Genomic DNA, 25,199 nt, shown 5'->3' on the forward strand with positions numbered 1-25,199 from the left:
TCAATTAATGAAATAAAATGTGTTGATTGATTTTTTCAAAAAATCTTATTGATAATCAATCACAATGTGCTTGATTACAAGCCTAGACTACATAAAAACCTTGCTTGAAGCGAAATATGTAGAAAATATGGAGAGCCTCCACTTCAGCTATTTTAGTAAATTTATGTGACAAAACCGCCTCTGTCATGAAGCCTTAGCCACTGCCCTGCAATGTATGCCTGCAACATCATTCATTTATATAAAAAGATGCAGAGGCAGCCATGCAAAAACAATTAACAAAACAGTTAAATCTAGCCATAACTAGCAAAGTGAAATCCTCATGGGGCGTGTCTTCACTGCTCCTTTTTAGCGTTTTTGGTTTATCTGCATGTAATTCGGATGACGATAAAACCCATGTCACAAAGCCCCCTATTTTGCCTGATACAGGTTTTGTGATTGTTGGGCATCGTGGTGCCAGTGCTTTGCGACCCGAGCATACCCTTGCCGCATATCAAAAAGCGATTGACGATGGTGCAGATTTTATCGAACCCGATTTAGTGCCAACCAAGGATGGCTATCTGGTTGCGCGCCATGAAAGTGAAATTTCAGGGACAACCAATATTAGTACGCTATCACAATTTGCGGATCGAAAAACCACCAAAAAAATCGATGGTATCGACTATACAGGATGGTTTACGGAAGACTTTAATTTGAATGAACTGACTCAAAATGTAAAAGCACGTGAGCGTATTGCTCAATATCGCCCTAATAACACTCAATATAATGATCAATACAGCATCCCAACGCTCGAACAAATCATTGAACTTGCCGACGCTCACTATAAAAAAACTGGGAAAATTGTTGGTTTATATATTGAAACCAAGCACCCAACATTTTTCCAACAGCAAAATCTAGCCATGGAAGATCGTTTACTCTCCACGCTTGCTAAATACAGTTATACACGTGATATCGCGCCTGTATATTTACAGTCCTTTGAAACCACCAATCTTAAATACTTACGTGATCAACTCACGCAAAAGAAAACCCTCAAACATGGCAAAATTATTCAATTATTAGATAGCCCAACTGCAATACCGGGTGACTTACAGCAACAAAGCTCACCTCAAAATTATGCAAGTTTAGCCACTGCAGAAGGCCTAAAATCAGTGGCAAAATATGCAGATGGTGTAGGTCCAAGTAAAACCTATATTTTTTCAAACACTGAATTTAAACAAACCACTTTTGTCAAAGATGCCCATGCTGCTGGTTTGAAAGTCCATCCTTATACACTCAGACCTGAAAATGGTTTTTTACCTGACTATTTAAAATGTAGCTCTGTGGCGACAGAACGCTGTGATACAGGTGCGGCCAAAGAATTTGAAAACTTCTATAAAGCTGGTGTAGACGGTGTATTTGCCGATGATCCAGGGCTGGCACGTAAAACCTTAACGCAACTGCAAAAGCCCTAATTTTCCTAAAATGAAAAAAGACGCCGAGGCGTCTTTTTTATTGTTCAATGGAAATTTTAAAGTGGGTTTGCCAAATATTCTGCGGCTGACTGCGTTGCCACTGGCTGAGGTGCTGGAGCTGTCGGAGCTGTCGGAGCTGTCGGAGCTGTCGGAGCTGTCGGAGCTGTCGGAGCTGTCGGAGCTGTCGGAGCTGTCGGAGCTGTCGGAGCTGTCGGAGCTGTCGGAGCTGTCGGAGCTGTCGGAGCTGTCGGAGCTGTCGGAGCTGTCGGAGCTGTCGGAGCTGTCGGAGCTGTCGGAGCTGTCGGAGCTAAATTTAGCGGGTTCCAACGGAACTGACCATCATTCATTTCACTAATTTTACCAATACCCGGAAATGGTAAATGTGCAAATGCAACGAAGGTTTGCTCTTGAGCAAAACGTTTAAAAATTGCTAAACGAGTTTCACTGGCTTTGACCGGATCGACATCAAAATCAACAGATAACTTGGGTTGTTCAAACTGTAAATGATAGGAATGAACCACATCACCGAGGATAGCAAAACTTTTAGCTTGCGACTTTAAGATAAAAGAATAATGCCCTGGTGTATGCCCAACACTCGGTAGTACTTCTAAGCCATTAATCACCGAACCAACGCTAAAGGTCTTAAAACTTCGCATAGTTTGATAAGGCGCAATCGCAGCTTTAATTTTTGCAACGGTCGCTAAATAACCTTCACGTTTTTCAGCAGTCAAAGTGTCGACGGTATTTTCACTTAACCAATACTGACTTTCTTGCTCATTGACGTAGACCGTTGCATTTGGAAACACAGCCTTACCTTGTTTCGCAATGCCACATGCATGATCAGGATGTAAATGGGTTAAGAAAACACTGCGTACGCGATTAAGCTTATAGCCAGCTGCTTCAATATTTTGTGCAATAGAACCTAAGTTCGGACCAAAACAACTGGCTGCACCACTATCGACAAGACTGATGCCGCCTTGTCCATCATCAATCAGGTAGGCATTGACACTGGTTTGTATGCCTTTGCTCTGATCAACCGCAAGCTTTTGGAATAAAGCACTGACTTCTTCTGGAGTTAAATTTTGTTTAAATAAATCAGGACTTAATTCGAGTGTCCCATCTTTTAAAGCAATGACTTTATATGCACCCACTTGGAAAGGATAAAATCCCATGGGCTGTGTCACATTCGTTTTGATTTCCGTTTGAATAACTGCCGGCTCTGCACAGACAAACTGGCTGGTTAAAAGTGTTGCTGCAAGCACAGCAAAACTAAAGTTTTTCATTGTTGACCTATATCACTTTTATTATTTCATGCAATGAAGCAAATGCTTCAAAATTAAAAATTTTAAACGTCTGTATTGTGCCTGAAATTCAGGCAAATTTTAAGTCTCATACTGGATAAACATAGCACTAACTTGATACAGGCACATGTAAATCATCCTAAACTTTTAGGCCTAATAAAATAAAAGCTGAATGCAAGAAAACTTTAAGCTTGGCATGCTATATTTTCGCCAGTTTTTAAATCTATACGTCTGTACAGTACTATGAGTGAAATTTCCCCGTTTAAAGGTAAATCTGGACTTAAACGAATTTTTAATGCAACACAATATTCCCTCGACGGATTCAAAGCTGCTTATCAAAATGAAGCTGCATTTCGACAAATTGTCTGGATGAATATTGTGCTTATTCCCACCAGTTGCTTACTCGATGTGAGTCGTGTTGAACATGTCCTTATGGTAGTGGTGTGTTTATTTGCCTTAATTGTTGAGTTATTCAATTCTGCTATTGAAGCCGTGGTCGACCGGGTATCTTTAGACAAGCATCCACTTTCTAAAATTGCCAAAGATATGGGAAGTGCAGCTCAATTTGTTGCTTTAGCAATTATTTTTTTTACTTGGTTAATTATCCTTTTGCCTTAAATAAAGGGTGTCTCATTATATTTGCAGGGTTATGCCCTGCTTTTTTATATCGACACACTTCAAGAAATGGATTTAAGAAGATTTTAAAGCCATAAAAAAACCCAGCTTTCGCTGGGCTTTTTTTCGAATCAGTTCAATGCTTAGTGAGCAGCGAATTGGTTCATTGTGTTTTTCGCATCGTCACCCGCTTTAAGCGCGTTGTCACCAGCGAAGATTTCTTTGTGGTCATCACCGATGTCTGAACCAGCCATTGCTTGGTGTTTCACACATGCAATACCACCGCGGATTTCTTTACGTTGTACGCCAGCAACATAAGCCAACATACCTTCAGAACCGAAGTAACCTTGAGCAAGTTCATGTGTAGAAAGCGCAGCTGTGTGGTAAGTCGGAAGTGTAATTAAGTGATGGAACACACCCGCTTCACGAGAAGCATCTGCTTGGAATGTACGAACTTTTTCGTCAGCTTCAGCAGCTAATTCAGAGTTATCGTACTCAGCGCTCATTAATTTAGCGCGGTCGTATGCAGATACGTCTTTACCTTCAGCAACCCAACGATCGTACGCTTGTTGACGGAAGTTTAATGTCCAGTTGAATGATGGAGAGTTGTTATAAACAAGTTTCGCATTTGGAACAACTTCACGTACACGGTTAACCATGTGAGCAATTTCTTCAACGTTTGGAGTCGCAGTTTCGATCCAAAGAAGGTCAGCACCATTTTGAAGGCTAGATACACAGTCAAGTACAACACGGTCGATTTGCGTGTCTGGACGGAACTGATACAAGCCAGAAGCAAGACGTTTTGGACGGTGAAGTTTACCGTTACGCTTGATTAGGATTTCGTCTTCTTGAGCTTCTGAAATGTCAATTTCAGTTGTGTCTAAGTAGCTGATGTATTGAGAAGCGATGTCGCCTGGCTCTTTAACCACTGGGATTTTTTGAGTCAAGTCAGCGCCTTCAGAGTCAGTACGAGCAACGATGATACCGTCATCAAGACCCATTTCTAAGAATGCATAGCGAAGAGCGTGGATTTTCGCGATGAAGTCTTCGTGTGGAACTGTAACTTTACCAGCTTGGTGACCACATTGTTTAGCGTCAGATACTTGGTTTTCGATTTGTAGTGCACAAGCACCCGCTTCGATCATTTTCTTAGCTAGTAAGTAAGTCGCTTCTTCGTTACCGAAACCAGCGTCGATGTCCGCAATAATTGGCACAACGTGAGTTTGGAAGTTGTCGATTTGAGCAGTGATTTCTGCAGCTTTAGCAGTATCACCTGCTTCGTTTGCTTTTTTAAGCGCACGGAATAAGTCGTTTAATTCTTTCGCGTCAGCTTGACGTAAGAATGTGTAGATTTCTTCGATCAATGCAGGAACTGAAGTTTTTTCGTGCATAGATTGGTCAGGAAGTGGACCGAATTCTGAACGAAGAGCTGCAACCATCCAACCAGAAAGGTAGATATAACGACGTTCAGTTGTACCGAAGTATTTTTTGTTCGCAATCATTTTTTGTTGTGCAATAAAACCGTGCCAGCAACCTAATGATTGAGTGTATTTGCTAGAATCAGCATCATAAGCAGCCATATCACGACGCATAATAGCAGCTGTATATTTCGCAATGTCTAAACCAGTTTTGAAACGGTTTTGCATTTGCATACGTGCAGCATCTTCTGGGCTAATATCGCGCCAAGTGCTTCCGAATTTTGCTTTTAATTCACGGATTGCATCAATCGCTGTTAAGTATGTAGACATGATATGTTCCTGTAATAATATTAGGATTTTTCTGCAACGTAAGGCTAAAATCATACCCTCGAATGATTGTTCAGATTTAGAACACTTCGTTGCGATAGACACAGAGTAGATTGACTAAAAAAATTAATCCAATATTCTGCATTAATTTTCAGTATTTATTTAAAAAATATGTAGATTAAAGTCGTATTATAATAATTAACCAATATTCAGAAGTATTTGTATTTAAATAATTTTATCAATAAATTTGGCTGATTTTTTTGTCTATTTTACAAACACTCTGATGAATTATTCTTCATTAGACTTAAGTCGACTGAGCATTCACTTTTAAAAAAAACAGCATTTTTTACGCCTTTTTTGCCCAAATTTACTGAGCTAAATACTTGGTTATTCTGTCTTCAAATGATCATGCAAATGAGATATTTCATCTAATTTTTTGTTTTATGAACATCGCATCACATAAACAAAATTGCTCCGTATTTTTATTTCATTCACTTTAAAAATATCGGTCTAAACAGGTAATAAGTATTTAAGAAGTATGTGCTACGACTTCAGCAAATTTGTCTTAAAACTGCTGAATTTTAGTACAAAAGTACACGTCATTTTTTCATCCATTTTTTACACAAGCCTTAGTAGTTATGGCATAATCAGATAAATTTCATGATTTTATTGTCGGTATTTATTTTATGAATCTGGAGCGGGTCGATCTCAATCTATTAATTTATCTTGATGTACTTCTTCGTGAAAAAAATGTGACTCGTGCTGCCGAGCAACTGGGTGTAACTCAGCCCGCGATGAGTAATATTTTACGTCGTCTACGCAACTTATTTAATGATCCACTTCTTATTCGTTCTTCAGAAGGTATGACACCTACAGAACGTGCGCTTGAATTACAGCCACGTATCCGTGATGCACTTTCTGACCTTTCGATGATTTTGGAACCCCGTACCGAGTTCCGCCCTTACACCTCAAATCGTGTCTTCCGCATCATGACTTCAGATTATGCTGAAGCAACACTGGTGCCGCGCCTCGTAAAAGCTTTGCGCTCAGAAGCACCCAATGTGGTTCTCGACTTTTTAACGCCTAGTGATGTGTCTTATCGAGATATGGAACAAGGTAAAGTCGACTTGGCGATTAACCGCTTTAATGAAATTCCGCAAAGTTTCCACCAAGTTTTGGTCTGGCGTGACAGTTTTTCATGCCTTTTAAATGCCAAGCACCCTGCTGCAAATAATTTAAACCTGAAGAGCTATCTAGATGCACAACACATTTGGGTGTCTAAAACAGGTATGGGTGTCGGTTTTGGTGTCAATCCTGAAAAACAAGCAGGTCTAGGTTGGATTGATCAAGCCTTAGAACGTATTGGCCAAAAACGTAAAATTTCAGTTTTCACCCGTCATTATCAAATGCCGGGCTTATTGGCATCGAATGTTGACTTGGTTGCGACTCTGCCAAGCCGTATTGCTCGACTTCAAGCCAAAAGTCAAAACCTGTTACTTCGTGATCCACCATTCTATATTCCTGAATTTGAATTAAAAATGGCTTGGTGTCCATTACTTCATCATCACCCCGCTCATCGCTGGTTACGTCAACTTATCTTGTATGTTGCACGTCAAATGATTGAAGAAGAAAACCGCGAATACTTAATGAATAACTCTCAGTTTTCACAGTATCAGTAATTAATTCTTTAATTCCTTATTAATTCAAACGTATACTGTCACTATATAGGTAGTAGTTAAGACTACTACCTTGCCCATTTTTGTGTTAGAAATACAGAAAAATAGAATGAATCACAAACAGGTGTATTCGTGAGCCTTTTCCAAAATATTGTCATTATTATTCTCCTGATCGTCGGTGCAGGTTTTCTTTCATTAACAGAAATTGCCCTTGCGGGTGCACGAAAAGTAAAACTTAAAATTTTGGCTGAATCTGGAGATTCACGTGCACAACGTGTGCTTGACTTACAAGCCAACTCAGCAGACTTTTTCGCCGCATCACAAATTGGCTTAAATGCCGTGGCAATTCTTGGCGGTATTTTGGGTGAAGGTGCTTTTCGTCCTTATTTCATTAGCTTAGTCACTCGTTTTTATCAGGGCCCGTGGACTGAAACTATCGGTTTCACTCTGTCGTTTACTTTAGTCACATCCTTATTCATTCTATTTGCTGATTTGATGCCAAAACGTTTGGCGATGATTGCACCTGAAAAAATTGCCGTTGCTGTTGTAGACCCGATTCAAATCTTTATTAAGGTGTGTAAGCCAATGGCGTGGGTGATTAATGCCATTGCCAATTTGTTGTTTCGTTTATTCAAAGTGAATACAACACGTGATGACAATATTACCTTTGACGACATTTCAGCCGTGATGGATGCCGGTGCTCAAGCTGGTGTACTTCAAAAGCAAGAACACCACTTTATTGAAAACGTATTTGAGCTGGAAGAACGTAACGTCCCTTCAAGTATGACCACACGTGAAAACGTGGTGTACTTTACCCTCAAAGAATCTGAAGCCAGTATTCGTCAAAAACTCGCTGAATTCCCATATTCGAAGTTTTTGGTCTGTAGTGAAAATATTGATGACGTGATTGGCTATGTGGATGCCAAAGATATTTTGGTGCGAATCCTCAACAATCAGTCACTTTTACAACTCAACGAAAATACTATTCGTAATGTTCTCACGATTCCAGATACCTTAACACTGTCTGAATTACTCGATCGCTTTCGTTCAACCAAAGAAAAATTTGCCGTAGTAATTAACGAATACGCGTTGGTTGTCGGCGTTATTACCCTCTCCGACATTATGATTACCGTGATGGGCGACTGGGTAACACCGATTGAAGCAGAACAACAAATTATTAAACGTGATGCGGATTCTTGGCTTATCGATGGCAGTACACCAATTGAAGATTTAAAGCATGCCCTCGCTTTAGATGAAATGCCCGATGAAGAAAACTATGAAACCCTTGCGGGCTTTATGATGTTTAAACTACGTAAAATTCCACGTCCAGCGGACTTTGTTACCTATCATGGCTACAAATTTGAAGTTGTGGATGTAGACCACTTTAAAATTGACCAATTATTAGTGACCCGCTTACAACAGGCTGAAACTGAACTTGATACACCAGAAGAATCGGATTAATTCGATTCTTCTTTTTTCTAAAACAATAAAATATAAATACGATGGAATACGAAGATGTCTTTTTCACTTAAAGCTATTTTGACTTGCTTTAGTTTTTATACTGGGGCTTATTTAGTCTATTACTTTTTCAAAGCTCATCCACAACCTTTATTTCTATTGCTCGGTGTTGCACTGATCGTCACTGCTTGGTTTTTAACGCCTTATCCTTATGAACGCGGTCGACAACAATATGACGAAACCATGCGTTTTGGTCTGTTCTTTTATAATCCCTTAATTTTTTGGTTCCGATTTTTTAGTTGGCCGATTCGGACGCTACTGTCTATTTTTGCTTAAGCGCACTTATTGTGATCAAACTGGATCTACACGCACTTACAGTTCTCTACAGATGTTGAATATATGTAAACAGACCACTTTTTTTGAATAAAAATTAAAATAAATCAAAAAATCCCGCTTCCCTAATACCTTCATTATTAATGACTATTTTTCATCAAAATAGTGATGTATTTCACATTTTACCACCTTTGTTTTGACTGATGAAATTTCTCTTTATGCTCTGCCCCTGGATTTAAAAACAGCTTTATATTTCAAAGGAATGAACCATGTTAACCGTACTCGGTTTGGGCATGATCTTGTGCTTTATGTATTTGATCATGTCGAAACGCTTAAGCCCACTTGTCGCACTGACTTTAATTCCCCTACTTTTTGCCTTGATTGCGTGGTTACTTGGTTTTTATTTTGACAGCTTGTCACACATACAAATAAATGAAATTGGCGACATGATGATTGAAGGTGTAAAAAAACTTGCACCGACTGGCATCATGCTGCTTTTTGCGATTCTGTATTTTGCCATCATGATTGATACTGGTTTGTTCGACCCTTCGGTGAAATTTATTTTAAAAATGGTCAAAGGTGATCCCTTAAAAGTTGTCCTTGGAACCATTACCCTGACGTTAATTGTCTCTTTGGATGGAGATGGTTCTACAACCTATATGATCTGTGTTGCGGCCATGCTGCCACTCTATAAGCGCTTAGGTATGAGCCCATTGATTATGGCATGTTTGATTATGCTCTCTAGTGGAATTATGAATCTTACACCTTGGGGTGGGCCTACTGCCCGCGCCGCCAGCGCGCTTCATGTCGACCCAAATGATGTATTTGTTCCGATGGTTTTACCGATGTTATTTGCCATCGGCTGGTTGTACTTCTTAGGAACGATGTATGGTCGCATGGAAAGAAAGCGTCTAGGAATTGTCCAATTGGATATCAGCCATGGTGAAAACATTCAAATCTCCGATAATCCAGAAGCCAACCGCGCAGATCTACGTTGGTTTAATGCACTGTTAACCGTCGTTCTGATGATTTGTCTGGTTTTTAGTATTTTACCTATGCCTATTTTATTCATGGTGGCTTTATGTATTGCGCTAGTCGTCAACTACAAAAATGTCGACTTGCAGAAAAAGTTAATCGCACATCACGCAGGTAGTGCTTTAAACGTGGTCGGCATCATTTTTGCTGCAGGTATTTTTACCGGAATTTTAGCTGGAACAGGCATGGTAGAAGCCATGTCCAAACAACTTGTGGCAATTATCCCTGAAAGTATGGGTCCCTATTTAGCACCGATTACCGCTGTCATCAGTATGCCGATGACTTTCTTTATGTCGAATGATGCTTTCTATTTTGGGGTTTTGCCAATTCTTTCAGATGCAGCAGCTCATTATGGAATTGCACCTGTAGAAATGGCACGTGCCTCCATCGTATGGCAACCTGTACACCTACTCTCTCCACTTGTCCCTTCGACCTTTTTACTCTGTGGACTTGCGGGTATCGAGTTTGGACAACATCAGAAATTTACCATTATCTGGGCTGTAATCACGTGTTTTGTCATGTTAGCAGCGGGTCTAATCTTTGGAATGTTTCCGTTTTATTCGAGCTTAACTTAAAAAGTTAAAGATAAAAAAAGCACCTGATGGTGCTTTTTTTATGCTTAACATTACGAAACTGGCAAGTGTTTTACACTCACAGGTTCATTTGTAGTGATTAATGCTTTGAAATTAATGCTTCTAGAACAGCTTCATAATGAATACGAATGTCATCTTCTAAAATTTTATAGACATTGTCGAATTGCACCATTGGCCAGCCTTCTTTCCAAAATGGGAAAATATTATGCAGGTCATGAGTCACCGTTGCGTCTTCACGTACAATTGCTTGTGCAACTTGTGACAATACTTGTGCAGTTTCAGCACCATCAATCGCTAAATAATCGATACCACGAACTTTCAAAATACGGATACGGTCTTTCTTATAGCGAATTTTTTTACTTTGGCCTTCATTTAAGCCTAAAGCCAAAGTCACAGCTTCAACAAATTTATCTTCAAATGCTTGATTTAATTTCACCAAAGCTTGTTTATGAGCCTCTTGACGACCAGCTTTCCCCCCACTACGAATCACTTCATTTGCTTCAGTATTTAAAACATCTGATTTCATCGACTGAAGAATGTCTAGAATTTCGATATCGCTTAATGTTTCAGGAGAGTGATCAGTCATAAACTGCCTATAAAAACTTAATATTCAATAAGTATGTATTTTCGCATAAAAGTAGCTTGAAAACTGCGACCTTCACTATAGAAATTGCGATTTCTCTTATAATGCTCAGATATACAACATGATTTAGAAAAAAATTCTGTCAAAAATATCGAAATCAACTATATTACTTTCACGCTTTAATACTAACGTCACAATATGGCTCAAAAGAAACAGGCTGCGCTTTACCTTCAACAATTGAAACAGCAATATCCAGCAGCCTTTAAACATAATTATTTATTTTATAGCCAACTGAAAACTCAAGGCATTTTAGACGAACTCAAAGAACTCATTCCTTGGGTTTTGGCGGCGATAATTTTTATTTCTTTGAGCATGAGTATTGGTCATACAGTACAACTGTATTTTCCAGATATGAGTGAGTTTCGAGCTCATGGTATTGCTGTACTAAGTATTATGTTGTTTTTTATGCTGGTTGTGCCCTTAGTCATCAAGCAAATTAAGCACAGTTCAATGTCATTGTATCAAAGTTTGAAAAATACGCCGTTCAGACTTGCGATCGTGATTTTATTACAATTACTCAATATCGCCTTTTTACAAAGCACCTTCGTTCAATCTGTATTGTTCTTTTTCGCCATGAGTTTCGGCTTTGTGCGTTTTTATAAAGAAAATCTATTCAAAGGTGGAAGTAACACCCAAGAATACTATTTTCTGCAAGAGACACGTCGTATTGCTTATTGGTCGTATAAACAAATGCTTAAAGCAAAATTACGTTTAACACTCAGCAATCCAAATCAAGCAAATCATAAACAGTTATCTGAGCGCTTTACCCATTTCCAAAATTTACACATACAAATGCTGCACCAGGAAAATCAGCTGTGTAAAAAGCTAAAGCACCAAAATGTTGAACATTATCTTGATGAGTTAATGAAATAAGTTGACTTTGGTGTAGTGAAAAAAACTTTAATTCACTGCTCAAAATGTCATTCAATACATCAATATTTTTGAATATTTTCAACTTATATGCATGAATTGATTGATTTTAAAACAAACACCATCAAATACACTTGCCAAGGTCCATTTCGTCCTCTATTATTGCGCACATGCCCGAGTGGTGAAATCGGTAGACACAGGGGATTTAAAATCCCCCGCCCACAAAGCGTGCCAGTTCGAGTCTGGCCTCGGGCACCATTCTTATACTTCTAAGATTGGTGCAATAAAAGATCCAGCAATTTGCTGGTTTTTTTATGCCTAAAATTTATAAATCTATTATTATTCAATGCCAATATCTTCAGATTTTGATCTCCCTACACTACAACTCAAGCATCCCGATGCCTTTTATCAACGGCTGCTGTTTGCGCATTTCAAAATTATCAATCTAACGCCCACTGCACCCGTTTTAATCTTTAGCTTTTGCCTGATACTTTTTATCTCACTTGGCAGCGCCGCACTTGGGCATATACTTTCAACGGCACTTTCAATTCACGCCCCCAAAATGGCGTTCAATCTTGGTGTATTGATTATTCTTCCTTTGATCTATTGCTATGTTTGGTATGCACATTATCAAGCATGTTTTAGCAGTAAGTTTGCAGTTCAACGTCTGCAAATACAGCTGTATCTCCTTGGGGGATTCACACTTATCCTCGCTACTAACTTTAAATATCTACAAACAGATGTATTAAACCTCATCAGTCTCTGTGGACTTTTTTTCAGTCTTTTTTTATGTGTATTTACTGAATTGTTTTATAAACGTGATAGCAGTGCCATTGAACGAGTAAAACTACAAAAGCTTCGCCAACTGGCATTTTGGTCTTATCAACAATCCTTAAAACAAAAAGAGCATCAAACGTATTTCTACGCCCTACACTTACAAGCCATGCAAGAAGAACAGAAACTATCAGCATCGATCAAATCATCGTTTAAAGATTTTATAGACAAAGCTAAATAATTTTTTAAATCCCTAGACACAAAAAAGCCCTGTCACTACAGGGCTTTTTTTAAAGTTCAATTACCATTCTCGGTTAGCAACTAACTCTTCCATTTCAATATCCATATGGCCTTCGTCTTGCAGCACCATCATCATGGCTTCTGCAATATAATCTGCAGCCGTATCATCCAAAGACGAATCTAAATCTTCAAATTGAGGTTTCATCTTATTGAGCTGTGCAACCGTTTCATTGGCAAAATGGTAGATATCAGTTGAACTTAAATCTGCTTTTGCGATTTTCTTCGCAAATTGAACAACCAATAACTTCACCTCTGCAACCAACACATCTGGGTAATATTCATCATCAAACATGGGTAGCAGTAAATCTGCAAACATACGAAACTCTATCACAAAACATTCAGGGCGCTTATATAACACAAATACTACAATTCACCAAATTTATTGGGATTCAGTATTTTCAAATCACACTGCATTCTGCATGGCTTGCCAAACACGAATCGCATTTACCGTCGCTTTGACATCATGTGCGCGAACCATACATGCACCTTGTTGAATGCTGAGTAAATGCGCTGCAACCGAGCCTACAGCGCGATTTTGTGCATCTGCACCGCCAAGTGCTTCACCGATAAAACGCTTACGTGATAATGCAGACAGGATCGGATAGCCCATGTTATTCAATTGATAGAATTGCTGTAAAAGCTTTAAGTTTTGCTGCGCATTTTTAGCAAAACCAAAACCCGGATCAATCATAATATTTTCTGCACGGACGCCTGCGTCCAATGCATCTTGCACACGTTGCTTTAATTCATCGATGACGTCAGCAACGACATCTTGATACTGATCTAGATTATTCATCGTGGTGGGTTCTCCACGCATATGCATAATGATCACTGGAATATCCAGTTTTGCAGCGGTTTCTAAGGCATTCGGCCGAGTTAATGCACGTACATCATTCCAGATATGCGCACCTGCTTGAACCGCTGCCTCAATCACCTCAGGTTGCGAGGTATCGATAGAAATCACCACATTGTGTTTGGATAATGCTTCAACGACGGGTACGACCCGTCGAATTTCTTCTTCAACCTCAACAACAGATGCACCCGGACGTGTTGACTCACCACCGACATCAATCACTGTCGCGCCATCCACTATCATTTGTAAGGCATGTGCTATAGCTTGGTCTTTACCATTATGTTTGCCACCATCACTAAAAGAGTCCGGTGTGACATTTAAAATCCCCATCACATGTGGCTCTGACAAATCTAATTGCAAATTACCACAGTTTAAAATTTTATTAGGCAAAGACACCAACTTCATAGTACACATCCCAGATTTTGCTGCGCTTATTTTAACGCTAAGTTTGCTCAGCATTGCGCTCACATGCATTTATTTTCATATAAAAAAACCACCCGAAGGTGGTTTTAAAATTTTATGCTTTTGGCAATGACGGTAATGGTGGTGGAACATCTGGACCATCCGTTGGTGTAACATCAATCACTGGATTTTCAGCGATGTACACTTTTGGTGGTTGAGGCTCACGACCTTCCATAATGTCACGGATTTGATCACGATCAATGGTTTCCCATTCAAGCAATGCTTTCACCATGGCATGTGCGATATCTTTGTTATTTTCAAGAATATCGCGAGCAACTTTATATTGCTCATCTAAAATACGGCGAACTTCACGGTCAACTTCAAGCTGCGTTGCTTCGGAAATCACACGACTTCCTAAACCACCCATGAATGACTGCTGTGAATCATCTTCGTAAACCATGACGCCCATTTTATCGGACATACCGTATTTAGTAACCATTGCTCGTGCCATTTTCGTTGCACGTTCAAAGTCATTTGAAGCACCAGTCGACATTTGGTTAATGAAGACTTCTTCTGCAATACGACCACCAAACAAAATTGAAAGTTCATTCAACATTTTGTCTTTGTAATGGCTGGTTTGGTCATGTTCAGGCAACTGCCAAGTCACACCCAATGCCCAACCACGCGGCATGATTGTCACTTTATGCACAGGGTCTGTACCCGGCAATATTTCAGCAACAATTGCATGACCTGCTTCATGATAAGCCGTCGCACGACGTTCTTCTTCGCGAATCACCATCGATTTACGTTCAGGACCCATGTAAAGCTTATCTTTTGCATCTTCAAAGTCATGCATATCGACCGTGTTCTTGTTACGACGTGCAGCAAACAGTGCCGCTTCGTTTACAAGGTTAGCCAACTGTGCACCCGAGAAGCCCGGTGTACCACGTGCTAAGACTTTGACATCTACACCAGTCACAGAAGGTAATTTTTTCAAATGTACATTGAGGATTTGCTCACGACCTTTAATATCCGGTAGAGATACCATCACTTGACGGTCAAAACGACCTGGACGAAGTAAAGCTTTATCCAATACGTCAGCACGGTTTGTTGCAGCAATGACGATAATACCTTCGTTGCCTTCAAAACCATCCATTTCAACCAACATTTGGTTTAATGTTTGCTCACGCTCATCATTACCACCACCTGTACCTGAACCACGGTGACGACCAACGGCATCGATTTCATCGATGAAAATGATACATGGTGCATGACGCTTTGCTTGTTCAAACATGTCACGGACACGAGACGCACCCACACCCACGAACATTTCAACAAAGTCAGAACCCGAAATACTAAAGAACGGTACTTTCGCTTCACCCGCAATCGCTTTAGCAAGTAAAGTTTTACCCGTACCCGGAGGACCAACCATAAGCACGCCTTTTGGAATGCTTGCACCAAGTCGTTTGAACTTAGATGGATCTTTTAGGAAGTCAACGATTTCAACAACTTCTTGTTTAGCTTCATCACAGCCCGCAACATCAGTAAATGTCACTTTGATTTGGTCTTCGGACAGCATTTTTGCTTTTGACTTACCAAAACTCATTGGGCCATTCTTACCACCAGCTCCACCACCCATGTTGCGCATAAAGAACATGAATAACAGAATGATTAAAAGAACAGGGAAACTTGCAATCAGAAGTTGCATCAAAATACTTTGACGCTGTGGCGCTGTACCTTCAACAACAACATTGTTCTTGATCAGGTTCGGCATAAGTTCAGGATCTTGAACCGCAGGACGGATACTTTCAAACTCTGAACCGTTTGATTTTTCGCCACGAATTCTTTCGCCATCAATGGTGACTTGTTTAATCTGACCCGCATTTACGGCTGCCACGAACTCAGAATAGTTCATCGCGGTCGGTTGATTGCGGTCACTGACGTTGCTGAAGATTAAAACCAGCACGCCTAGGATAACCAGCCACAACACGGCATTCTTAAAAAGATCGCTCAAAGCTTTATTCCCATTTCTATCTAATTCGTTCAATCCCATTTACATGGGTGACTCTAATACTTACGCTGCAGAGTAGCTTCGCAATAATTTAAAAACGTACAAAATGCACAATTTTTAACGAGTTGGCAAGTAAACTTTACTTGAAAGCTTTCTTACGTCCCTGCCCGATTAAAAACACTTCTTTAGATCGAGCACGTGAAGCCGCCGGTTTTGCTGTTTTCAGCACATCAAATGTGTCTACAACTTGCTTACGGTATTCATCAAATCCAACACCTTGGAACACTTTAACAACAAATTGTCCATTTGGTCCAAGAACCTTTTGAGCAAAGTCGATTGCTAATTCACAAAGATAGATCTGACGCGGTTGATCTACAGCCTTATTACCTGATGTATTGGGGGCCATATCTGAAATTACAACGTCTACAGTACGTCCATCTAAAATTTTTAACAATTCATCGAACACTTCTTGTTCACGAAAGTCACCTTGCAAGAAGGTCACATCGGGTAAAGCATCCATGGGTAAAATATCAGAAGCAATTACCAAACCTTTGTCGCCAACAAGTTTACCGGCAATTTGCGACCAACTACCTGGTGCAGCACCTAAGTCGACAACGGTCATGCCTGGCTTGATCAATTTGTATTTTTCTTGAATTTCAAGCAATTTATAAGCGGCACGCGCACGATATCCTTCCTTTTGTGCTTTTTTCACAAAGGGGTCATCAAGATGCTCACGCATCCAGTCACGACTACTTTTGGATAATTTCTGGTTAGTAATGCGGGTAGCCATAACTCTCTAAATAAAAAAAACTTCTCAGTCTTGATTGTACGTGAAATTCAGCACTTTTGCAGTAGACATGTGTATCTAAAAAGCATCTTAAATCATGTTTTTTTCAATAATCTTCATCGAGAAAATGCCGATTAAATACAGCGCTTCAACTTTGATTTTGCTATACTAGGTCGTTTTTAAAATTAGGTTATATTTATGGCGGCTTTATCTATTCAAGAACGTAAACGCTTACGTCAAATTGGTCACACCCTAAACCCAGTTGTAATGGTTGCGGACAAAGGCTTATCAGAAAGCGTTGTTGAAGAATTAAACCGTGCGTTAAACGACCATGAGTTAATTAAAGTGAAAGTTGTGGCAGAAGACCGCGAAGCACGTGCTGCAATGATTACTGAAATTGCGACAGTTTCAGGTTCTGAAGTTGTTCAAACGATTGGTAAGATTGCTTTGATTTACCGCAAAGCGGCAAAACAAAATGCAAAACTGTCTAACCTTGTTCGCTACGCACACCTGTCTAACTAAACATTTATGGCAAGTTTTGAACTCAGCGCTTTTGATCGTCGCTTTCAGGCTGTATCAGTCGTAGGTGCTATCGAACAACAAAGCCCATATACTTTAAATGTGGGTTATTGGATTCGAGACCCAAATCAACTGATTCAATGGCCAGAATTGGTATCAGCTCACCCACGAATCGATTTTTTGTGGGAACAGACCTGCCTAGAAGTTTTTATTGGTGTACGCAACGAAGACTTTTATCGTGAAATCAACCTCTCCCCTTCACAAGCTTGGCAGGCTTACCAGTTTGAAGAATATCGCTATCCAGAAGATATGCCGCCACAAGCTGCTTACGATATCGAACTGAATCAGTTGAAACGGACGCACTATGGCTTAAATGTCAGTCTTGATCTGACAGAATTTATGCTGAAGTACAAACTTAAATGGGAAGATCTCTATATTGGTCTAACTGCTGTACTGAAAACCCCTCAAGGTAAACAGTACTATGCCATGCAGCATAGTAGTCCAAATGCTGACTTTCACAACAAACGTGATTGGCTACATCAGTTCTAAACTTTTTAATGTTTTGATCTTCGATAAAAAGCAAAAGTACGATCTTTTGCTTTTTTATTGCCTGCTTATTTTTAAATAAGTGCTTTGTACTTAAATGTACTATTCACAATAAGGGAGCCATTAATGGCTCCCTTATGCATATATAGCGTTAACTTTAAGTTTAATTCGCTCTCACCCAATCCAGCTCCCTGGAATGACTAGACTTAGCTTAAGCGCTTTAAAATTCATGTCATTCACAATTAACTTTTAAGATCTGTGGTTTGATCCGTAACTTCAGCTTTTACTGGTGAAATTTTTTTCCACGCTTCCAAAGTATGTTCCTTAGAACGCTTAAATGTTTCTGTTAGATGATCTTTGTGTTTTCCTGAAATTTGGGTCACATCTTCTTTCAGCTCTTTTCCAAGTTTTGAAAGATCATCAATAACCGTATTAAACTCAGTTTTCACAAATTCTTTGAGTTCACTAAAATCTTTTTGCGATGAACCAAATTGAACTTTTAGCTGATCAAGTTTATTCAACACATCTTGCTTCAACTGACGCAATTGATCTTGCACACTGGCATTCAACTGCTTTGCCTCTGCTCCGATCTTTTCTTTGCTTTCAGTGACCGCTTCTGTGGCTTGGACACTCGCTTCTTTTGCAACTTGTTCAAGCTTTTCAGCACCTTCGATAACGACTTCTTTCAGGGAGGATTTAGCCGCTGTTTGTTTTTGTTGTGTTGCCATGACTTTGTACCTATAGTTTTTGCTGACCGAACCACAATAGCGCTTATTGATAAATTTTAATTTATGATTTGTCTGACAATAATTAATTGCTTACATTTTTCTACGATTTTGCAAAACCAAACTTTATTCTAAAATGCAAGCGCTTTATCTGCTTTATTCCTAATATTTACAATGGACTTTCAGTGGCTTTCTGCGTATAATGCCGTGTTAAGTTCAAGCGAGCAGATGTAAGGAGGGTAGGTTTTTAAGCAGCCTTCCTTTTTTTTCGTCTTCTCGCTTTTTTACAGCCTAAATTTCAGGAGCTTTGGTTTGAGCACCCCAGCAATTTTAGCCCTTGCCGATGGTACTATTTTTAAAGGTACTTCAATTGGCGCATCGGGTAGTACGACTGGTGAAGTCGTTTTCAACACTGCCATGACTGGCTATCAAGAAATTTTGACTGACCCAAGTTATGCACAACAACTTGTGACCCTAACTTACCCACATATCGGTAACACAGGTTGTAATGATGAAGACGCTGAGTCAGGTCGAATTCATAAAGTATGGGCCAACGGATTGATCATTCGTGACCTACCTTTATTGCATAGCAACTTCCGTGCTGAGCAATCACTAAGTGATTACCTTAAACAACACAATGTTGTTGCTATCGCAGATATTGATACTCGTAAATTAACGCGTATTCTGCGATCAAAAGGTGCGCAAAACGGTTGTATCCTTGCTGGTGAAAACGCGACTGAAGAAGAAGCGTTAGCTAAAGCACGTGCTTTTGGTGGTCTTAATGGTTTAGACCTTGCAAAAGAATGCTGTGATCCGACCGGTTTCGAGTGGACTGAAGGCTCTTGGGCGCTTGGTAAAGGTTTCGCTCAACCAGAACTTAAATTCCATGTTGTAGCATACGACTACGGTGTCAAAACCAACATCTTACGTATGCTCGCAGACCGCGGTTGTAAATTGACTGTCGTGCCTGCGCAAACTCCTGCTGCTGATGTACTTGCGCTGAATCCAGATGGCGTGTTCTTATCGAACGGCCCCGGCGATCCAGCAGCATGTGATTATGCAATTGAAGCTGTAAAAACAATTGTAGAAGACGCACGTAATGTACCTGTATTCGGTATTTGCTTAGGTCACCAAATTCTTGCACTTGCATCAGGTGCAAAAACTGTGAAAATGCCTCACGGTCACCACGGTGCTAACCATCCTGTACAAAACTTAGAAAATGGTACAGTGATGATTACTTCTCAAAACCACGGCTTCGCAGTGGATGCAGAAACTCTTCCTGCAAACTTGAAAGCTACGCACAAATCGCTGTTCGACCAAACCCTTCAAGGGATTCATCGTACAGACAAACCTGCGTTCAGTTTCCAAGGTCACCCAGAAGCAAGCCCTGGTCCACATGACTGCGCACCACTGTTCGATCATTTCATCGAACTTATCGAAGCATCTAAGAAGTAATTAAGGAAGCATCATGGCTAAACGTACAGACATTAAAAGCATCTTAATTATTGGTGCTGGTCCGATTGTGATCGGTCAAGCATGTGAGTTTGACTACTCAGGTGCGCAAGCATGTAAAGCCCTTCGTGAAGAAGGTTACCGAGTTATTCTTGTTAACTCTAACCCTGCAACGATTATGACTGACCCTGCAATGGCAGATGCAACGTATATCGAACCGATTACGTGGCAAACTGTTGCAGCGATCATTGAGAAAGAACGCCCAGATGCAGTTCTTCCAACAATGGGTGGTCAAACTGCATTGAACTGTGCCCTCGCCCTTGATGAGCACGGCATTTTAGAAAAATACAATGTTGAATTGATCGGTGCGACTAAAGAAGCAATTGAAAAAGCCGAAGACCGTAAACTCTTCGACCAAGCAATGCGTAAAATTGGTCTTGAATGTCCAAAAGCTGACATCGCTGAATCAATGGAAGAAGCGTTAGAAATTCAAGCACGCTTCGGTTTCCCTGTGATTATCCGTCCATCATTTACGATGGGTGGTTCAGGCGGTGGTATCGCATACAACAAAGAAGAATTTATCGAGATCTGTGAACGCGGTTTCGACCTTTCTCCTACTCACCAACTTTTAATTGATGAATCATTGATTGGTTGGAAAGAGTACGAAATGGAAGTTGTTCGTGACAAAAACGACAACTGTATCATTGTATGTACCATTGAAAACTTTGACCCAATGGGCGTGCACACAGGTGACTCAATCACTGTTGCCCCTGCACAAACATTAACAGACAAAGAATTCCAACTTTTACGTAATGCCTCTTTAGCAGTACTTCGTGAAATTGGTGTAGAAACGGGTGGTTCGAACGTTCAGTTCGGTATTAACCCGAAAGATGGCCGTATGGTTGTGATCGAGATGAACCCTCGTGTTTCTCGTTCATCTGCTTTGGCATCTAAAGCAACCGGTTTCCCAATTGCAAAAATTGCAGCGAAATTGGCAGTCGGTTATACCCTTGATGAATTGAAAAATGACATCACTGGCGGTACAACTCCTGCATCATTCGAACCTGCGATTGACTATGTTGTGACTAAGATTCCTCGTTTCAACTTCGAGAAATTCCCACAAGCTGATGCAACTTTAACTACACAGATGAAATCTGTGGGTGAAGTCATGGCAATTGGCCGTAACTTCCAAGAGTCAGTACAAAAAGCGCTTCGTGGTCTTGAAGTGGGTGCTGCTGGCTTTGATGAAAAAATCGAAGTGGGTACTGAAGGTGCGAAAGAGAAAATCCTTCAAGAACTTAAAGTGCCTGGTCCTGAGCGTATTTGGTACGTTGGCGATGCATTCCGTCATGGTTTCACGTTAGATGAAGTGTTCGCTGCGACGAATATTGACCGTTGGTTCTTGATCCAAATCGAAGACATCATCAAAACTGAAGAGAAAATCAAATCTTTAGGTTTTGGTGACTTAAACGCTGACAACATCCGTTCGTTCAAACGCAAAGGTTTATCTGACCTTCGTATTGCGAAATTGATGGGTATTTCACAAAAACAATTCCGTAAACACCGTTGGAACTTGGGCGTGACCCCTGTTTACAAACGTGTAGATACATGTGCGGCTGAATTCGAATCTGATACAGCTTACATGTACTCAACTTACGATGAAGAATGTGAAGCGAATCCGTCTACTCGCGACAAGATCATGGTCATCGGTGGCGGTCCTAACCGTATTGGTCAAGGTATCGAATTCGATTACTGCTGTGTACACGCTGCCCTTGCAATGCGTGAAGACGGCTATGAAACTATCATGGTGAACTGTAACCCTGAAACGGTTTCTACGGATTACGACACATCAGATCGTTTGTACTTCGAACCAATCACTTTGGAAGATGTACTTGAAATCGTACGTATCGAGAAGCCTAAAGGCATTATCGTTCAGTACGGCGGTCAAACTCCGCTTAAATTGGCTCGTGCTTTAGAAGAAGCTGGTGCGCCAATTATCGGTACATCACCTGACGCGATTGACCGTGCAGAAGACCGTGAACGTTTCCAACAAATGATTCAACGTCTACAACTTCGTCAACCAAACAACAGCATCGTAAAATCTGCTGAAGAAGGTATGGCTGAAGCGGCAAAAGTTGGCTACCCACTTGTGGTACGTCCATCTTACGTGCTTGGTGGTCGTGCGATGGAAATCGTGTACAACGACGAAGAATTGAAACGTTACTTACGTGATGCGGTTCAAGCATCGAACGAAGCACCTGTACTTCTTGACCACTTCCTAGATGACGCGATTGAAGTTGACGTGGACTGCGTATCTGACGGTAAAGACGTTGTGATCGGCGGTATCATGCAGCACATCGAACAAGCTGGTATTCACTCAGGTGACTCAGCATGTTCTATTCCTCCTTACTCTTTATCTAAAGAAGTTCAGGACGAAATGCGCCGTCAAACCATCGCTATGGCGAAAGAGCTTGGCGTAATTGGTTTAATGAACGTACAGTTTGCTGTTAAAGGCACTGACGTATACATTCTAGAAGTGAACCCACGTGCATCACGTACTGTTCCATTCGTATCTAAGTGCATTGGTGAATCTTTAGCGAAAGTTGCTGCGCGTTGTATGGCTGGTCAATCTTTAGAATCTCAAGGATTCACTACAGAGATTATTCCTGAACACTTCTCTGTAAAAGAAGCAGTGTTCCCATTCAACAAATTCCCTGGTGTTGACCCAATTCTTGGCCCTGAGATGAAATCTACAGGCGAAGTGATGGGTGTAGGCAAAACATTTGGTGAAGCGTTCTATAAAGCTGTGTTAGGCTCTAATGACCGTTTACCTGGCCTACCAACAGAAGGCGAAGTTAAACATGCATTCTTATCTGTTCGTCATTCTGACAAGCCTCGTGCTGTTGGTATTGCGAAACAGCTAACAGATCTTGGCTTCAAAGTCATCGCTACTGGCGGTACTTATGATGTGATTAAAGATGCTGGTATTGAATGTGAACGTGTGAACAAAGTGACTGAAGGCCGTCCTAATATCGTAGACCGCTTGAAAAATGGCGAAGTTCACCTCATTATCAATACAACTGAAGGCAAACAGGCTCAAGAAGATTCATTCTCGATCCGCCGCTCTGCATTACAAGGTAAAGTGTATTACACAACTACCCTTAACGGTGCTGATGCAGTATGCCAAGCTTTAGCAATCAAATTGCCAATGGATGTATACCGCTTACAAGACCTTACTAAAGGTTAATTAAGTTACCGAGAAGTCCCGCCACCTCTCGGTGGCGGGCTTTTTTTCATTTCTAGGTCAGTAAAAATTTTACTGATTTTTTCTTTTTACAAACATGAGGGACAACAATGCAACGTTATCCTATGACTCCCGAAGGCAAAATTGCCCTAGAGAAAGAATTACAGCAACTTAAAAGTGTTGATCGTCCACGTATTACTGCAGCAATTGCTGAAGCGCGTGAACATGGGGATTTGAAAGAAAACGCTGAATACCACGCTGCTCGCGAGCAACAAGGTTTCTGTGAAGGCCGTATCCAAGATATCGAAGGTAAATTGGGTGCTTGCCAAGTGATTGATGTTAAATCACTTGAGCAAAATGGCCGTGTGGTTTTCGGTGTGACTGTGACCATTGAAAACTTAGATACTGAAGAACAAAAGACTTATAAAATCGTTGGTGATGACGAAGCAGATTTTAAAATCAACAAAATCTCTGTGAATTCACCAATTGCGCGTGGTCTTTTGGGTAAAAACGAAGGCGACGATGTAAAAATCAACACACCACAAGGTGAAGTTGAGTATGAAATTTCTAAAGTTGAATATCTTTAATTCATTAAGATAAGCAATTTTAAGCCCCTCTTTTGAGGGGTTTTTTATATTCAGACAATTGATTATCAACAACCCCACTCTATCCTTCTTTTAACAATCCTGACGCAAAGACTTGAAAGGCATGTAATGCTTCTGGGAGTGCCTGTTCAGGATGCTCACTGGAGGCGACCCAAAGTGCGGCATTCATGGCAGCGCCATTTAAAAATACGGCAGCCGCTTCAGGATCTACTGCTTTAATTCGATCTACTGCCAATAACTGTTGTACGCACTCACGGGTAGACTGCAAACATTTGTTTTGACTGGGCCAATGTGCAGGATCTCCCAATACAGCTGGCCCATCACGCAGTACAATACGCTGAAATTCAGGATTCAAAGCATTTTCAATATAGGCTTGCCCTTCAAGCATCAGCCCTTCCCAAAGATCTTCAGGCTGCTCCAGATGCTGCTGGGCAGATGAAGCCATTTCTGAATCAATTTGATCGACCACAGCAGCAAATAAGCCCCGTTTGTCGCCAAAATGATGGTACAGCGCGCCACGGGTCAGCCCCGCGTCTGCCGTGAGTTTATCCATGGACGTGTCTGCATAACCATACTCAGCAAATGCACGACGTGCCACTTCAATCAGTTTCTTGCGGGTTGCCGCCATTTTTTGTTCACGAACAGACATTGCTTTGCTTACCTCATCCTTACCAAAATTTTAATTGACATACGGCCCGTATGTCAATTATGTTTACATACGAAGCGTATGTAAAAACTTATGCCGTTTTTAAAAATATTTTTTTAAATTTAACATTAAGCGAGAATAGTCATGACAAGAACTGCAATATTTCCCCAAGATCGGCATGCTTTGTATGAACAGCATGGTTACTCGGCTGCCATCAAATCGGAAGATTTACTCTTTGTATCAGGTCAGGTTGGTAGCCGTGAGGATGGTTCTCCTGAACCTGATTTTGAGAAACAGGTAGAACGGGCTTTTGAAAACCTGGCTGCAACATTGGCAGCTGCTGGTTGTACTTTTGATGATATCGTTGATGTCACCACCTTTCATACTGATCCTGAACAGCAATTTGAAAGCATTATGAAAGTCAAAAATCAGGTATTTACCCAAAAGCCTTATCCGAACTGGACAGCGATTGGTGTGAATTGGCTGGCGGGTTTTGATTTTGAAATTAAGGTCATTGCCCGTATTCCTCAACAATCTAAAACCACCTAAAAACTTAGTTTTGCCATCAGTTCATTTGTGGAATTGGATTGTTCACCAGCGTAAAGATCTATTCGGTAT

At 40.6% G+C, this 25,199-nt stretch carries 22 protein-coding genes, 1 tRNA gene and 2 pseudogenes; 15 read left to right on the plus strand and 10 right to left on the minus strand.

All coding sequences use genetic code 11. The features are described from left to right. Window positions 1-260 precede the first annotated feature (260 nt). Complete coding sequence (locus tag B1201_RS02150; RefSeq protein ID WP_078192150.1) at window positions 261-1,448, plus strand: glycerophosphodiester phosphodiesterase; 1,188 nt, start codon at window positions 261-263, stop codon at window positions 1,446-1,448. A gap of 164 nt (window positions 1,449-1,612) precedes the next feature. Here the strand turns inward: B1201_RS02150 and B1201_RS17110 are convergent. Then, window positions 1,613-1,750 (minus strand): annotated as a pseudogene (locus B1201_RS17110) (hypothetical protein); the annotation flags it as partial. A gap of 90 nt (window positions 1,751-1,840) precedes the next feature. Beyond that, window positions 1,841-2,731, minus strand: a pseudogene (locus B1201_RS17115) (MBL fold metallo-hydrolase); the annotation flags it as partial. Between the two features lie 261 nt (window positions 2,732-2,992). Here B1201_RS17115 and B1201_RS02165 point away from each other — a divergent pair. Next, complete coding sequence (locus tag B1201_RS02165; RefSeq protein ID WP_078192151.1) at window positions 2,993-3,367, plus strand: diacylglycerol kinase; 375 nt, start codon at window positions 2,993-2,995, stop codon at window positions 3,365-3,367. A 140-nt stretch (window positions 3,368-3,507) separates the two neighbouring features. On the opposite strand, the gene B1201_RS02170 is transcribed toward B1201_RS02165, so the two are convergent. Then, complete coding sequence (locus tag B1201_RS02170; protein ID WP_078192152.1) at window positions 3,508-5,112, minus strand: isocitrate lyase; 1,605 nt, start codon at window positions 5,110-5,112, stop codon at window positions 3,508-3,510. 683 nt (window positions 5,113-5,795) lie between these two features. Here B1201_RS02170 and B1201_RS02175 point away from each other — a divergent pair. The 4 genes from B1201_RS02175 to B1201_RS02190 all read left to right on the plus strand — a co-directional run bounded on the left by B1201_RS02175 (window position 5,796) and on the right by B1201_RS02190 (window position 10,186). Next, a complete protein-coding gene (locus B1201_RS02175; RefSeq protein ID WP_078191331.1) occupies window positions 5,796-6,788 on the plus strand; it encodes a LysR family transcriptional regulator in 993 nt (330 codons plus the stop codon). A 129-nt stretch (window positions 6,789-6,917) separates the two neighbouring features. Continuing rightward, window positions 6,918-8,246 carry a hemolysin family protein gene (locus tag B1201_RS02180; protein WP_078192153.1) on the plus strand — a complete coding sequence of 443 codons (1,329 nt, stop codon included), beginning with the start codon at window positions 6,918-6,920 and terminating at the stop codon, window positions 8,244-8,246. 54 nt (window positions 8,247-8,300) lie between these two features. Next, on the plus strand, window positions 8,301-8,579 hold the full coding sequence (locus B1201_RS02185) for a hypothetical protein (protein ID WP_078192154.1): 279 nt from the start codon (window positions 8,301-8,303) through the stop codon (window positions 8,577-8,579). A gap of 266 nt (window positions 8,580-8,845) precedes the next feature. Beyond that, a complete protein-coding gene (locus B1201_RS02190) occupies window positions 8,846-10,186 on the plus strand; it encodes a CitMHS family transporter (RefSeq protein WP_078192155.1) in 1,341 nt (446 codons plus the stop codon). Window positions 10,187-10,283: 97 nt separating this feature from the next. On the opposite strand, the gene B1201_RS02195 is transcribed toward B1201_RS02190, so the two are convergent. After that, a complete protein-coding gene (locus B1201_RS02195) occupies window positions 10,284-10,790 on the minus strand; it encodes a hypothetical protein (protein ID WP_078191335.1) in 507 nt (168 codons plus the stop codon). 195 nt (window positions 10,791-10,985) lie between these two features. On the opposite strand from B1201_RS02195, the gene B1201_RS02200 reads away from it, so the two are divergent. The 3 genes from B1201_RS02200 to B1201_RS02210 all read left to right on the plus strand — a co-directional run bounded on the left by B1201_RS02200 (window position 10,986) and on the right by B1201_RS02210 (window position 12,732). Then, on the plus strand, window positions 10,986-11,720 hold the full coding sequence (locus B1201_RS02200) for a hypothetical protein (protein WP_078192156.1): 735 nt from the start codon (window positions 10,986-10,988) through the stop codon (window positions 11,718-11,720). A gap of 169 nt (window positions 11,721-11,889) precedes the next feature. Continuing rightward, window positions 11,890-11,975, plus strand: a tRNA-Leu gene (locus B1201_RS02205). 304 nt (window positions 11,976-12,279) lie between these two features. Then, entirely contained in the window at window positions 12,280-12,732 is a 453-nt protein-coding gene (locus tag B1201_RS02210; RefSeq protein WP_171263717.1) for a hypothetical protein, read from the plus strand. 60 nt (window positions 12,733-12,792) lie between these two features. Here B1201_RS02210 and B1201_RS02215 read toward each other — a convergent pair whose 3' ends face one another. The 4 genes from B1201_RS02215 to rlmE all read right to left on the minus strand — a co-directional run bounded on the left by B1201_RS02215 (window position 12,793) and on the right by rlmE (window position 16,847). After that, a complete protein-coding gene (locus tag B1201_RS02215) occupies window positions 12,793-13,107 on the minus strand; it encodes a DUF5713 family protein (RefSeq protein ID WP_078191338.1) in 315 nt (104 codons plus the stop codon). 87 nt (window positions 13,108-13,194) lie between these two features. Beyond that, complete coding sequence (gene folP, locus B1201_RS02220; RefSeq protein ID WP_078192158.1) at window positions 13,195-14,049, minus strand: dihydropteroate synthase; 855 nt, start codon at window positions 14,047-14,049, stop codon at window positions 13,195-13,197. 112 nt (window positions 14,050-14,161) lie between these two features. Continuing rightward, window positions 14,162-16,060 carry an ATP-dependent zinc metalloprotease FtsH gene (gene ftsH / locus B1201_RS02225; RefSeq protein WP_078191443.1) on the minus strand — a complete coding sequence of 633 codons (1,899 nt, stop codon included), beginning with the start codon at window positions 16,058-16,060 and terminating at the stop codon, window positions 14,162-14,164. Between the two features lie 136 nt (window positions 16,061-16,196). Continuing rightward, window positions 16,197-16,847, minus strand: a complete 651-nt coding sequence (rlmE, locus tag B1201_RS02230) for a 23S rRNA (uridine(2552)-2'-O)-methyltransferase RlmE (protein WP_078192159.1) — start codon at window positions 16,845-16,847, stop codon at window positions 16,197-16,199. A 195-nt stretch (window positions 16,848-17,042) separates the two neighbouring features. Between rlmE and B1201_RS02235 the strand changes: the two genes are divergently transcribed. Together B1201_RS02235 and B1201_RS02240 are read left to right on the plus strand one after the other, a co-directional pair. Beyond that, window positions 17,043-17,366, plus strand: coding sequence for a YhbY family RNA-binding protein (locus tag B1201_RS02235; RefSeq protein ID WP_078191340.1), 324 nt, complete (start codon window positions 17,043-17,045; stop codon window positions 17,364-17,366). Between the two features lie 6 nt (window positions 17,367-17,372). Next, window positions 17,373-17,912 (plus strand): DOMON-like domain-containing protein, encoded by a 540-nt coding sequence (locus B1201_RS02240; RefSeq protein ID WP_078192160.1) that lies wholly within the window; start codon window positions 17,373-17,375, stop codon window positions 17,910-17,912. 239 nt (window positions 17,913-18,151) lie between these two features. On the opposite strand, the gene B1201_RS02245 is transcribed toward B1201_RS02240, so the two are convergent. Beyond that, entirely contained in the window at window positions 18,152-18,637 is a 486-nt protein-coding gene (locus B1201_RS02245) for a hypothetical protein (RefSeq protein ID WP_078192161.1), read from the minus strand. 309 nt (window positions 18,638-18,946) lie between these two features. Here B1201_RS02245 and carA point away from each other — a divergent pair, with 309 nt between their 5' ends. From carA to greA, 3 genes are all read left to right on the plus strand, one after another. After that, the gene (gene carA, locus B1201_RS02250) at window positions 18,947-20,089 is read left to right on the plus strand and encodes a glutamine-hydrolyzing carbamoyl-phosphate synthase small subunit (protein ID WP_078192162.1); all 1,143 of its coding nucleotides are present in this window, start codon (window positions 18,947-18,949) and stop codon (window positions 20,087-20,089) included. 13 nt (window positions 20,090-20,102) lie between these two features. Beyond that, window positions 20,103-23,333 (plus strand): carbamoyl-phosphate synthase large subunit, encoded by a 3,231-nt coding sequence (gene carB / locus B1201_RS02255; RefSeq protein WP_078192163.1) that lies wholly within the window; start codon window positions 20,103-20,105, stop codon window positions 23,331-23,333. Between the two features lie 107 nt (window positions 23,334-23,440). Next, entirely contained in the window at window positions 23,441-23,917 is a 477-nt protein-coding gene (greA, locus tag B1201_RS02260) for a transcription elongation factor GreA (RefSeq protein WP_078192164.1), read from the plus strand. A gap of 79 nt (window positions 23,918-23,996) precedes the next feature. On the opposite strand, the gene B1201_RS02265 is transcribed toward greA, so the two are convergent. Then, window positions 23,997-24,584: a TetR/AcrR family transcriptional regulator gene (locus tag B1201_RS02265; RefSeq protein ID WP_078192165.1), complete on the minus strand. Its 588-nt coding sequence runs from the start codon at window positions 24,582-24,584 to the stop codon at window positions 23,997-23,999. A gap of 141 nt (window positions 24,585-24,725) precedes the next feature. Here B1201_RS02265 and B1201_RS02270 point away from each other — a divergent pair, with 141 nt between their 5' ends. Next, window positions 24,726-25,130: a RidA family protein gene (locus tag B1201_RS02270; RefSeq protein WP_078192166.1), complete on the plus strand. Its 405-nt coding sequence runs from the start codon at window positions 24,726-24,728 to the stop codon at window positions 25,128-25,130. The last annotated feature ends 69 nt before the right edge of the window (window positions 25,131-25,199 follow it).

The organism is Acinetobacter sp. ANC 5600 (genome assembly GCF_002018395.1).
GTDB classification, from domain to species: Bacteria; Pseudomonadota; Gammaproteobacteria; order Pseudomonadales; family Moraxellaceae; genus Acinetobacter; species Acinetobacter amyesii.